The sequence below is a fragment of the Paenibacillus phytorum genome (assembly GCF_013141715.1).
GTDB lineage: Bacteria > Bacillota > Bacilli > Paenibacillales > NBRC-103111 > Paenibacillus_E > Paenibacillus_E phytorum.
In genome coordinates this window covers 1-13,374 of record NZ_WHOA01000075.1, presented here as the reverse complement: position 1 = coordinate 13,374, position 13,374 = coordinate 1, and the positions used below count along the sequence as shown (strand labels likewise).

Genomic DNA, 13,374 nt, shown 5'->3' with positions numbered 1-13,374 from the left:
CACCCCCTGTATTTTCACTCATTCTAACACAAATGATCGAAAATGTTCAAAGCCTATCCCTTATTTTGAGAACTTTTCGAGTTCGTCTTTGAATGAATTGGTATTGAAGACCTTTTAGAACATATCCACCAGCCATACAAGAATTAATAAGTGAGAAATCCTTACCAAAAGAAACCTTGATTAGACAGACAAAGTTTGTAAACAACATTGTGGAGCAAGATCACCGGTTCATAAAGAAAATTACAAAACCAAATCTTGGTTTCAAATCGTTTCTTACAGCGGATCAGACGTTAAAGGGAATTGAGGCTTTACATATGATAAGGAAAGGGCAGGCCGATGATAATTCGAATGTCCTCACTGCTGTTGAATGGCTCAATAAGATATTTGGTTTAGTGGCATAGACAAAGTATAGTTTGTCGGGTAACTGCGATTTTTTTTAAATCCTTTCACCAAAACCGTTCAATTCATAGTAAAAATAAAAAACCGTCAAGATAGATCATCCCGACAGTTCGTTTGTTACAGAAAAATTTCTACAATTCCAATAAAGTTGCAAACATCGAAAACGTCCGAGTCTCTCCTCCTTGAATATCCCCCGCCGATCCATTACGCACTGCTTCGGATAATCCATGAGTCGGATAGCTCGAAAACAGCTCTAACCCAATATTATAATGCCGGCCAAACCAAGGGTACTCTGCTGTACTTCCGAATTCCTGCCAGTACCACAAGTAAGGCATCGTTTCTGTATCCCACTCCACATGAATCGCTGCACCAAGCCGTGCATTCTCAACTTGGTACCATCCCTTTTCTTTAAATCCTTGCAGATAAACAATTTCCGAAGGAGTGCCTTTAGGCGGAAGAATAGATATATCTAACTTTTTGCCTGACGGTTCCTCCACCCCTGGCCATTCTTGCAAGATTCCACGTTTGACTCGTGCAGTCTTATCCTGAGGGACATCCAGTTCATCAACAATAACTTTAACGTTCTCCGGCAGTCGGATCATACACCCTGGCTCTAAAAATGGTTTACCGAAACCACAACTTTATCCAATGTATCCATATCAATTGAGTATGACCATGGCATATGAGCCACTTCCCCATGCTGACCAAATTGGGTACCATGATACGAGCTGCTGACACCTCCATTCGGAAATATCTCCTGCCATCCGCCAATGTAATAATCAATAAAAGTGGACTGAGAATCAGGTGATGTCGGTAAATAAAGATGGAAAGCCTTATATTTTCATTTTCCAAAACAAGGGTCTTCATACCCATATAGGTAAACTGATCATGAACGCGACAACCATAATCGGTAATAATCCATATTGATCTTATCCTTTCAAGAAGAACGGGTACAGCGTCATACCACCGTCGACAAAGAGCGTAATTCCAGTTACATAATTAGCTTCCTCCGAAGCCAGCCATGCGGCAGAAGATGCAATCTCCTTGGGTTCGCCTACTCGATTCATGGGAATGAGCGAACGCACGACCTCATTCTGCTCCGGGTCAGACAAAATATGTTCATTCATTGACGTAGCAATGGCACCAGGTGCAATGGTATTAACGCGGATACCGTGGGGGGCATATTCGAGCGCGAGCGTCTCTGTCAACAGCCGTAATCCGCCCTTACTTGAAGCATAATGAACATGGAAAGGCTTTGGAATTTTCTGATGGACGCTCGACACGTTAATGATATTGCCTTGAATGTTATGTGCCAGCATGAATTTGATGGCCTCACGACAAGCAACAAAAGCACCTGTTAAGTTGGTATCCATGACTTTGTGCCAATCTTCCAAACTTAATTCATGAGATGGACAGGTAGTTTGAATGCCCGCATTATTGACGAGAACGTCAAGGCAACCGAATGTTTCTATAGTCACCTCAATAAGCCGTTTGATTTCATCCTCTTTACTTACATCGGCACGAACAGCAATGGCGTCTCCCCCGGCCCTCTTCACTTCTTCTACCACGGTATCGGCTTGTTCAGAATCATGATGAAAGTTAACGACTACTTTCATTTTCTCTTGCCCAAAGCGAGCCGCAATACCACGTCCAATCCCTTTCGAAGCACCTGTAATGACTGCTACTTTGCCTTTTAAGTCTGCAAACATACGATCCCTCCAATCCTTTACTCGTTATTCACGATTGAAAGTGCAGCTTTCATATACCCAAGTGCATACGCCATTCCAGCATGCCAAGGTGCTTTACACGTCATTTGCGGTGTATGATCTGGAATAAAAACACCATCAAAATTATTTTTCCTATAGATTCGAAGCGCTTTGATCATATCAATATCGCCTTCGTCGACAAACACTTCCTGATAATTCGGCACTTTGCCGATTACATTGCGAAAATGGACATAACCTATAGCATTTTGCTTGCTGTACTGTTCGATAGCTTCATAAACGTTACCCTCGGTCATTTCCTGTAAGGTACCCATGCAGAATTCCAACGCATTACTATGACTCGGAACGATATCAAGCAGCTTCTGATACAATTGAGGCTGATTCACTAAACGTCCATATCCGCGAATAGTAGGCATTGGTGGATCGTCTGGGTGAGCCGCTAATCTTACTCCAGCCTCTTCAGCTACGGGAATAAGCTCCTGAAGGAAATACGCGAGTCTTTCCCACAGCTCAGCGGAAGAAATCGGAGGGATAGACCCTTCTGGCGCATTAAAATCATACGTCATATTCCAAATTTGCCCGTGCGGAATTGGTGACTCCTCTGGGCCTTCCTGGAGATTGAATGTCGCAGTGACAGCTCCCCCCCGGGCCACGGGCCGGTTCACATGTCCCCAAACGCCAGCGATGCTGAAATTGTATCCAATAATCGGAATTCCAGCTTTCCCTACGTTGCGGACGATCTGCTTCAAGTGCTCGATCTGTGCCTTTTTCGTCGGGCCATCCATCAGGATATCGTACCAATCCGCAGGACTGAAGTTCTCGATGGCTTCGAATACTAATCCTTCCTCATTCATTGATTTTTTTAAGGCGAGAAGGCCTTCATATGACCATATATCTTCGTTGTGTCTTGCTATCCCCATGTTGCGGTTTTTATCCGTTGATGGTAAACCTTCGACACCATTGTAGTAGTCCACCAAATGAGCAACGATATGGGTACATCCGGCTTGTTTGGCAAACTGGAAATTGTCTTTCGTCAATCTATCACGATATAATCCAAGACCAAGCTTCATGACAACAGCCCCTATATGCAAAATAAAATGAAAATGTTTGATTTACTCTTATAGAATCCCAAATGTTTTGAAGGCTTCTGTACATAACATTCCGTCTTGTAAGGCCTTCCTTACCAAGTTCTCGCCTTCAACCTTTTCCAACGATTTATGGATCACTTCTTCCTCTATTTCTTGAGGAACGAAAACAATACCGTCGATATCCGCAAACACGTAATCACTAGGATGGATGCGCACACCATCAATCTCAATGGCTTGTTGATAATAAATAAGATCGACTCGGCCTTTGGAATCCGTAGGAACTTGACCTCTTGAAGCCAAAGGAAATTTCATTTCCAAGATTTTGGCGGTATCTCGGTTTAAGCCATCCACGATTGCACCTCTGCCTCCTCGTGCTCGACACGCTGTAGAGATCAACTCGCCCCAGAAAGCAGCTTCATCAGGTGCCCCTGTAGAAACGACGAACACTTCTCCGTGCGAAACGGCGTCGATAGCTTCCATTTGCAGCTTATAAGGCTCTGCGGGAATCGAAAATACTTTAGTTGCTTGTGCGGTGAAAGAGCGTCCACTTATTTTCAAATTAGGATCAAGTAAGCGGAGTCCTGCACCGAAGGTTTGATTCCGATAACCAAGATCATCCAAAATATCGCCAATTACTGCTGAATATAATTTTTGTTCCAAGAAATCGAAATCGTAGCCTGCAATTGAATTTACATTTGTAAGATTCATGTTTTGAGCTCCTCTATACATATTGTTGAAATCTATCCAAATTGAATCTTCATTGTTTTAATTTCAAAGGGATTCATGGTTATGGTGAAATGATTATTGCTGAAGTCTACTTCAGTTTCCTTAATTCTTTCGACAAGGTCGCATTCAGATACATCTTCAATAGATTCAACCAATGGAATCTTCACCGATGTGTGCAAGTCCAACACATTTTGGAATCGTAAAATATAGGCATCGCCCTGCTCAGCCTTTTTGAAGGCTAAGATGTGGATCCCTTCGACTTCTTCCTTCAAGAAACGATATTGGTTAGGCGCACTAGGATTCCATCCGGTTGTTACATGAAGCGGCGTGAACGCCTCTGCAGCAAGCTGCTGAACTCGACCTGTCTTCCAATCCCCTGCATGTGGTGCTATTCGGAATGAATATTGGAAAGTGCCGCTGATCCATTGCGGGTAGTTCGTTCCCCATTGATTGTTAAATAAATTGAAATACAAGATCGGCTGTTGTGGTACGTACTCTTTCGAATACTTGTAAATGCCTTTCTCTCCGATCGAAAATAACGGTGTGTCTATTGGCATGATCGCCAATCCGAAACGATCATCCTGTACATCAACCCATAGACTCGTACAATGAAGACGCGTATTTGCACCTTTTTCAATATCATCAATTGGATTCACAACACTGCCCAATTTCTGAAAACGATATTTCGGATGATCAGCGTTAAGTGCAAACGTAAAATGACCGCTTTCAGCAAATGCGGAAGATGCTTTCCGCCAAACAGTCACCTGAATATCAGCAAATGATTGTCCCTCTTCTAAGCTAATCTTCACACTAATTTCTTCGCCGTTCCCAAAGTCCTCGTAACTTTCTGTTGGTGTACGAAAGCTAATTTCAATGAATCCACAGCCACCACGATTAGAAATCCTCACATCGGTTTTATGGACCACGTAACTCTTATGATCGATTCGTGGATATCCTGGTTTACTAAAATCGTTGATATACCAGTCCGTTAAATCGTAAGCATATTTTTTTACATAATCCAGCATTTCCTCTTTACCGTAAACATCATATTCGTATTGACCGAACCTTCCGTTTACCGCCCATTCCTTCTCATTCTTCTTGTCATAAAAGCTAGTTATACATCCTGTCAGCGAACTGACCTCTATACGTATTGCATGATTTTCCAATATAGCGTACTCAGCGTTTTTTACCGCAATTTCGCCTGTAGGATCAGATTCAGTGCCCGCCACATATTCAAAAGTACGGTAACCCATTGGCCCCAATTCACCAATATACACTTCACCGACTTCATTTACGAAATAAGATTCCTTCGTTTCCCTGTCCTTTAGGATGCCACCCTTACGGTTATCCAACATGATTTTCGAATTCGAACGTTCCCAGGCAAGTGGGTTATATACACCAATGACATTAGAATCCACTGCGGTAAAAGGCTTAACCTCACTTATTGCTATTTGAGCTTGGTCGACATAGTTTTTCTGTTCTGCCCAAGATGCTTCTGTCTTTTCATAAGAGGCAGGAAACTTCACTCGGTCTTTCTCGATATTTTCTTTCCCAAAAGCGCGCTCACTATTTCGGCCTGGAATCAAATTCGATTTAATATCGATTCCCCAGGTATGTTCGCCAAAGAGCAGCGTTTGCTCATAAGCTTCTGCGATTGAATTACTCTGATCTGCACCCTGTTCCCCTTGCAGCAGTTCGACCGTTGATAAGCTTTCCAGTGTTGCAATCTCAGAACGCAGTCTCCGCACACGGGATACCTCTTCTGGATAGGAGCCTATACCATGAATCCATGTATCAGCTAGATCTTTACGAACTACTGGTATGTCCTGAAAATCTCTGCCAATAAAATCAAGAGCAAAATCATCCATCGTTCCGATTTTAACTTCTGTATTTGGATACTTCTTGGCGATCTCATCCAACAAGTCTTGAACCACACTGCCATCTTGAGGGCCGATATTATCGTGCGTCTGCAGCAGTGCTATCCAAATGGGGTATGGCCAATCGTCAGGCGGAGTGAGCTCAGTTCCGTATGCGCCTTTGGAATAATAGGTTAATACCCTGCTTCCATCCGGTCCTTCCCAATGAAACAATCGAGGCACATCGACAGGTGAGGAACAAGAATTAACGCCTAAATGCAAAAATTCAATGCCTGCATTTTTCAAGAATGTAGGCAGCATCCACGTATGACCTGGTACATCCGTCATTTTGGCGGATACAGCGTATGTCCATATTGGTCACGCAGCTTTTCCGAGAAATATAATCCTCTGATATACTCTTCGGTGCCGCAAAATTCAGTCGAAGTTGTAAATGGAAGCCCATGCCAACGAAGTTGTCCGTTTTGTATGAGCGTCTCCAATTTTTTCTTCCTATCCACATCAGGAATATCCAAGCTTTCCTTCAACATCCATGCAGGAAGTGTCCAAACATAATGATGGTCCGGTCCATCCTGCTTCGTTTTTTCACATATGGCTAGAACGTCGTTCATCATATCTTCTTTATATTGGTTTAGGACATTGCTGGCTAAATCCGTGAATCCTAAGTCTACGTGCGTTTTAAAAACAACATAAATTTTCTCTAATGATTTCACTTTTCTCTCCTCCTAACATTCACACAGTATCCGACAACCTATGAATTCTATCGTATTTTAGCCTTTAACAGCTCCAGTAGAGACACCCTCGACAATAAACTTTTGCATAAATAAGTACAGGATTACTAATGGGGCAACCCCCAATATCATCATCGGGAAAAAACTCGTCCAGTCCGTTTGAAATTGACCCACGTTTCGATTGACTTCGAGTAAAATAACTCCTTTTGCCCTCGTTTGCAGAATTAATAACGGGGTAAAAAAGTCATTCCATACACTTAATGAATCCAAAACCGCCAATGTAGCAATGACTGGCTGTAAAAGCGGGAACGTTATTCTCCAAAATGTCTTCCATACACCAGCTCCGTCTATATAAGCGGATTCTTCTAACTGAATAGGCACACTATTTATGAAATTTTTAATTAAAAAAACATTGAAAGGAACAGAAACGAAAATTTCGACAAGGATAACGCCTAACAAAGTATCTGTTAAGTGTAGGTTTGTTAACACTCGAAATAGTTGAATGGTAGCCACCTGGTAAGGCATGATAACTCCTATTAAGATCGAGACGAATATCCAATTAAACAATTTGCCAGGACGTCTTGCGAAAGCATAGGCTGCCATGGAGGATAGTAAAATGACACCACTGACCGAAACAACAGCAATAATAAAATTATTTTTAAACACATTCGGATAATTCATCATGTTCCAAGCTCTTACATACCCGCTAAAGTCCAATTGCGTTGGGAAACCGAACGGACTTGCTATCACCTGTTCTGGCGTACGTACGGTTGTATTCACCAAGTAATAAATTGGCAGTAAGGTAATGAGCGCAATGATGATCAAGATAACTTCCAGTATGTGGTCACCTTTGATCCCTTTTTTAAAATAGGAGTAGGAACGTGGTGTTTGACTAGAGAGCATACGCTTGTTCAAAATAACTTCTCCTCCCATCTTTTCAAAACTCGCAACTGAATAAACGTAATTAGCATGATGAGAAGTGAAAATACAACTGCAAAAGCTGATCCATATCCATATTGCGCATGTGTGATACCTTTGGTAATCAACGTCATTACAATCGTTTCTGTTGAATGGCCTGGGCCCCCGTGCGTCATAGCAAAGATAACATCAAATACTTTAAGCCCACCGATCATACTCATGACGGTATTAAAGGTAATGGCTGGAATTAGCATCGGCAGCGTAATATACCAAAAATTTTGCCAACCATTCGTCCCATCTATTCCTGCGGATTCATACAGTTCTTTCGATATCCCCTGCAAGTTAGCTAAGTAGATGACCATGGCATACCCCGTCCATTGCCATATTTGTGTGAAAATAACGGAGTAAAGCGCTAAATCCGGGTCACCTAACCAATTTACTTTGTTGAAGCCGACACTGACCAACAGCTGATTTAGAACGCCGTGATCTGTTGCAGACATGATATAGCTCCACAAGAAGCCCACGACCATTGGACTTAAAATGGCAGGTAAAAAAAAGATTGTACGCAATAGATTTCGGGATTTTAAAGGACGGTGCAAAGCAACCGCCAAAGGAATTGCAAGCCCATTTTGGAAGATGGTCATGGCAAGCGCGTAAATGACCGAGTTCTTAATACCGATTGTGACATCCTCATCGTGAAATAATTTCACGAAATTATCTAAACCAACAAAATTTATTTCTTTTCGATATCCCGTCCAGTCTGTAAAACTGTAAATAAAAGTGGCAAACATCGGATATAGATAGAAAATCAGATAGCCTATAAATGCCGGCAGAATGAATCCAATAAAGACCAAATCTCTTCGAAATTGCATACCCTTAATCATCAAATTCACCTCATTAATGAAAAGAGGATGTGGTTATTCACATAAACACATCCTCCTGAAATTTCACTACACTTGTTTGATCATCATATTATTTAGCTTGTTGAATAAAGTCAGCCGTTAATTTATCTGCTTTTTGAAGTACTTGATCAATTGTCTTATCACCTGCAAGGCGATCTTGCAGCAATTTACCCAATTCCGTAATAAAGTTAGAACCGCCTATAGGTCCCCAATAAGGCCAAGGAGCGTATACTCTACCTTGTACGAAAGCATCTTTAACACTTGTATATTGCGCAGGCAATTCTGGATTATCTAATCCTTTAAGGAAAGAAGGTCCAAAGTAACTCTTCATTAACGCTTTTTGTGCATCTGGTGTAGCCATCAAATTCAAAATCTCCAGCACTTCCGCTTGATGTTTACCCTTCGCATTAACACTCCATGGAATGCCAGGACCACCGACTAAATATCCCGTCGTTGAAGTTTTACCCGGCAGTGGGAACATATCGAGCTTCAAATTCGGATTTTTCTTCATCATAGCGTCATAGGACCACGGTCCTGATTCCCACATTGCAGCCTTACCTGAAGCAAACTCATCCAACGCTTGATCATATGTGACACCAAGCATATCTTGGGTTAGATATTTCTTCTGAATCAATTCATCCCAGATCTTGAAAGCATCCGACCATTCCGAAATCTTACGTTTACCTGTTTGTACATCCTGATCAAAATTTTTATTTTCAGGTTTCGAATAAAATTCGTTGAGGGCCATCGACATCGATTGCTTCATCATCGGTTCCCAAGATTGGGCACCCATTGCTTGCGGTTTCACTCCGTTTTGTTTCAATTTTTCATGGATGGCCAGCCATTCATCAAACGTTTTTGGTGGTTTTATGCCATATTTATCGAAAATTTCTTTGTTATAAAAAACCCCTTCGAACCAGCCTGTTGTCGGAATACCGTAGACTTTACCCTCATGGGTCGCTTGTTTTAATCCATTATCAGTGAACTTAGAGATGAATTCCTTACCAGTCAAGTCCAATAAATAGCCGTTCTTAACCCATTTAATATCATAACCTTCGATAATATCTGGACCAGCACCTGACGCTAGCTGCGTCGTTACCACATCAGAAAATGTGTTATTGTCAATAAAATTATAATCTATTGTAATATTAGGGAACTTCTCCTTGACCATATCAATAAATGCTTTTCGAGTTTCATCTCGATTAATCGAAGCTATTCGGATCGTTACTTTCTTGTCTGATGAGCCCGAATCTGTTTCTTTTCCCGTCCCGCATCCCGTTAGAGAAATAGAAGTTGCAAGTAACACTACGGCTAGAGAAGCTAGTGAAGCCTTTTTTTTCATAAAAAACCCTCCTCGATTTTTATCTCAAACTTCCATAATAGCGCTTACAGTGTTCATTATAGATTTGAAACCGCTTTCTCAGAAGAAATAATATTACTTTCTTTCTGATCCAATATTACGATCCTCGCTCTATCTTAGGGTCATTTCGATATTCATGCGGTAAAGAGCCAGTGAGCTTTTTGAACATCTTTGTGAAATAGCTCGGGTTTTCATAGCCGATTTGTTCCGCAATCTCATAGTTTTTCAACGTTGTCTTTACCAACAGTTTCTTTGCGTATTCAATCCGCACGATGGTTAAGTAGTCCCACACATTCATCCCTGTCTCTTTTTTAAACAAGGAACTAAAATAGTTCTTACTAATGGAAATGTGAGCGCAAATGGATTCCAATGTAATTTGTTTATTGTAATGAGCTTGTATGTAGTCTTTTGCTTTACTGACTAGTTCATTTCCGTGGTTTGAAAAATGTTCATATTCATGACCCAATTGTTGAATCGATTGTTCCAAATATTCGAGCAGTGCTTCTAACGACTTATAACTCTTTAGTGCCTCAAAAGAAACCGGGTGGATGTCCGCATGATCGATCTTTTTTTCCCATTTTTTCATTCGAAGTCTTACTAGCATGCCGAATAATAGTGAGTAAATACCATCAGGATGATGGTTTGTCTCATGTAAAATACGCGTTAGTTTGTTTTTCCAATCCGTATTTCCGAGCGGATCTGCCAAAATCTCTTCGGTTAAGGATTGTACCTGTACAAATACTTCTTCCTGAAAATGTGAATTACCTGAACCTGATAACATCAATTCTTCGTATTCTAATACACTTTCCGAACTAAAAAGAAAGCGATAGCTTAAGCAATCCGTAGCTTCGTTATATGCCTCATACAGCTTTTTTAAGGATTCCTTCAATGTACTTACACCGACAACAACATTGATTTGGAGCTCCGCCAAGAGCAACTGGATCATTTGCTTCGCAAAACCATCCGATTGCTCAACAATGCATATCCACTCTTTCTCCTGAAACTCAAACAAGTACCCTGGGATTGATTGATCAGAAATGTATTTCCGAATGATATGTATAACCCTTTCGGAAATGAAAGGCAATTGATCTTCAAGAAGAAGTTGGTCATTATCGGAAATGGGATCCGCTTGAATGATGAACACGCGATAATTATGATATTCACGAATACCTTTTATTTCCATTCTTTTAATAATTGAGGGAATTCCATTCCGAGTGTTCAAAAGCTTACGATACGTCGCCTCTTGCTCGTTGGCTATCCGTTCATGAATCGAACCAATGCATAGTTCAATCAGTTCTTCTAGTTCAACTTCATCTATAGGCTTTACCAAATAGCCTGCGGCACCATAACGAACGGCCTCCTGAGCATATTTAAACTCACCATAGGCGCTAAGAATGAGAATTTTAAGATTAGGATGCGATTGTGCCAGCATCTTAATCAACTCAATGCCGCCAATGTGTGGCATTTGTATATCTGTAAGTAAGATCTCAGGATTTTCGCTATGAATGAGTTCCATGGCTTCTTTTCCATTAGTTGCCTTACCGACTATTCTTATACCCAACTTCGTCCAATCAATAATATGTTCCAGCATGTCCAACGTCAAAATTTCATCATCGGCAATAACCATTTTTATCATTACGCATCTCCTAACCTGGGTATCAAGATGGTTACCGTAGTACCTACATTTATTTCGGAAGAAAGTGTTATTCCGTAGGGATATCCATATTTGTTACGAATACGTTGATGAACATTTCTCAGCCCAACGCCCCCATTGTACGCTTCATCTGGATCAAATTTCGAAAGTTTTGACACTTTTTCTAATTCCTCTGAAGTCATACCTCTGCCGTTATCGAAAATAGTAATTTCAATCCCCTGTTTAAAAGCTTGGAAAGTTAATTCAATCCTACCTTCTTGCAGTTGTTGAAATGCATGAAGGATAGCATTCTCCACCACGGGTTGCAGAATCAATTTAGGCGTGGTTGATCTTCGTAGCTCATCGGATATGACAATGTCAAACTTGAATTTTTCGGGATAACGATAATTTTGGATCTTCAAATAATTCGTAATATGCTCGATCTCATCCTGAATCGTCACCACATCCTGGAAGCTGTTTATCGCATATCTGAGCATATTGCCTATTAAAGTAACCATCCTACTAATTTCGCTCGTTTTCCCGATGACTGCCATAGCTTTAATCGATTGCAACGTATTATTCAAAAAATGAGGGTTAATCTGACTTAATAAAATCTTCAATTCACTTTCCTTATTCTGCAGGATATAACTGAAATTCTCCTCGGTAAGCGTTTTTATTTTATCAATCATTGAATCGATCCGCCGAGTTAACTTTTCAATCTCCTCAGTGCTATCATCGAACAGCTGTATATCTGTGTGGCCACCCTCAATCAAATACATTTTACTTGTCAGGCGCATCAAAGGTTTATTAATTTGTGCTGCAATTATAATGGATGCTAGGACAACTATAGCTATCACTACAAGAATCGATATAGGGACCATATAACGAATTGCGTCTGTATGTGCATACATTTCACTATAGGGGATGTACGCTACAACCTTCCAATTCGTTGTTTTCAGTGTTTTGTATACAATCAAATATTTTTTCAACCCATTCCCTACGGTAAAATATCCACTTTCTTGATTAAAGTAATTGGTTCGCTCCAGTTCAGAATCCAGAGAAAATTGAGCGCCCGTCTTCTTATAGATCGGATTATTGTTTTGATCCAAAATCGTAATATACCCCGTTTTTTCGAGCTGTGTCTCGTTGCTGATGGATTCTATTCCTTTAACGTTCAAATTACAAAGCAGATACACCTTTCGATCAGAGCTCACACTATTGATATCATAAATTGGTGCAATGGCAGAGACGACATTCCCTTCATTATTGTTATCTAAGATATAGTAATCCTTCGCATGCACGCCTAGAAAATAAACATAAAAGTAATCACTTGTAATCTTCTGGAACCAGGGCTGATCAAAAAAATTATAGGCACTATTCACTGTTGCTCCCGACTGGGCATAAATATAGCCTTTTTCATTAATAATTAAAAAATCACTAATATTGCTATTAAAGCGAAGAATATTAGTAAAATAATCACTCACTTGCCTTTGGTAGAAGAGCTTTGAGATACTGTCCTGGTTATCTTGTTGCTTAATTGCGTCACGAAGCACCTGGCTCCCGGCAGATATTTGGACCAAATTGACTACTTGGTGAAAATACGTATCAATGCTGCCTCTTTTTTCTTCAATAATCTTTTCCGTGTAATGTAAAATCTGATTTGTCATGACGTTCATGAAAATTTGATATGTGACACCACCAAGAAGCGCTATAAAAATAATGAATATTGTACAGTAATATAAAATCATTCTCCCTTTTAACGTACGTAAGAAAAAAGTTTTCATTGGCTCCATCCTATGTCTAGAATTTTCAGTTATGTTATCATGAATTAAAGCTTTTCGCCACAGATTGAGTAACATATGACAATACATTTTATAGATATATCCAACCGTAGATCAAGTAGCACTGGCGTGGGAGATATGGAAGTTTAAATTTCTATTGATGATAAGATGAAGTTGTTAGCCAAAATAAACGGGGCGTTCCGAATAGAACTGCCCCGTTTCCAATTTATTCAACTAT

At 40.5% G+C, this 13,374-nt stretch carries 11 protein-coding genes and 1 pseudogene; 1 reads left to right on the top strand and 11 read right to left on the bottom strand.

The genetic code is table 11. From position 1 onward, the window contains the following. Positions 1-128 precede the first annotated feature (128 nt). A pseudogene (locus GC098_RS10205) lies at positions 129-401 on the top strand (DDE-type integrase/transposase/recombinase); the annotation flags it as partial. Between the two features lie 129 nt (positions 402-530). Here GC098_RS10205 and GC098_RS10200 read toward each other — a convergent pair. The 11 genes from GC098_RS10200 to GC098_RS10150 all read right to left on the bottom strand — a co-directional run bounded on the left by GC098_RS10200 (position 531) and on the right by GC098_RS10150 (position 13,139). Beyond that, positions 531-1,001 (bottom strand): aldose epimerase family protein, encoded by a 471-nt coding sequence (locus GC098_RS10200; RefSeq protein ID WP_171643069.1) that lies wholly within the window; start codon positions 999-1,001, stop codon positions 531-533. A gap of 327 nt (positions 1,002-1,328) precedes the next feature. Further along, a complete protein-coding gene (locus tag GC098_RS10195; protein ID WP_171643068.1) occupies positions 1,329-2,108 on the bottom strand; it encodes a glucose 1-dehydrogenase in 780 nt (259 codons plus the stop codon). 17 nt (positions 2,109-2,125) lie between these two features. Then, complete coding sequence (locus GC098_RS10190) at positions 2,126-3,193, bottom strand: mannonate dehydratase (RefSeq protein ID WP_171643067.1); 1,068 nt, start codon at positions 3,191-3,193, stop codon at positions 2,126-2,128. A 48-nt stretch (positions 3,194-3,241) separates the two neighbouring features. Further along, a complete protein-coding gene (locus GC098_RS10185) occupies positions 3,242-3,919 on the bottom strand; it encodes an RraA family protein (protein ID WP_171643066.1) in 678 nt (225 codons plus the stop codon). Between the two features lie 32 nt (positions 3,920-3,951). Further along, entirely contained in the window at positions 3,952-6,141 is a 2,190-nt protein-coding gene (locus GC098_RS10180) for a DUF5054 domain-containing protein (protein WP_171643065.1), read from the bottom strand. Then, complete coding sequence (locus GC098_RS10175) at positions 6,138-6,524, bottom strand: polysaccharide deacetylase family protein (RefSeq protein ID WP_171643064.1); 387 nt, start codon at positions 6,522-6,524, stop codon at positions 6,138-6,140. Before GC098_RS10175 ends, GC098_RS10180 begins: the two co-directional genes overlap by 4 nt. A 57-nt stretch (positions 6,525-6,581) precedes the next feature. Continuing rightward, entirely contained in the window at positions 6,582-7,457 is an 876-nt protein-coding gene (locus GC098_RS10170) for a carbohydrate ABC transporter permease (protein WP_246358535.1), read from the bottom strand. After that, entirely contained in the window at positions 7,454-8,344 is an 891-nt protein-coding gene (locus GC098_RS10165; protein ID WP_171643063.1) for a carbohydrate ABC transporter permease, read from the bottom strand. Before GC098_RS10165 ends, GC098_RS10170 begins: the two co-directional genes overlap by 4 nt. Before the next feature lie 88 nt (positions 8,345-8,432). Beyond that, positions 8,433-9,704, bottom strand: coding sequence for an ABC transporter substrate-binding protein (locus GC098_RS10160; protein WP_171643062.1), 1,272 nt, complete (start codon positions 9,702-9,704; stop codon positions 8,433-8,435). Between the two features lie 115 nt (positions 9,705-9,819). Further along, a complete protein-coding gene (locus GC098_RS10155) occupies positions 9,820-11,358 on the bottom strand; it encodes a response regulator (RefSeq protein WP_171643061.1) in 1,539 nt (512 codons plus the stop codon). After that, a complete protein-coding gene (locus GC098_RS10150) occupies positions 11,358-13,139 on the bottom strand; it encodes a sensor histidine kinase family protein (protein WP_216625225.1) in 1,782 nt (593 codons plus the stop codon). Before GC098_RS10150 ends, GC098_RS10155 begins: the two co-directional genes overlap by 1 nt. Positions 13,140-13,374: the final 235 nt, after the last annotated feature.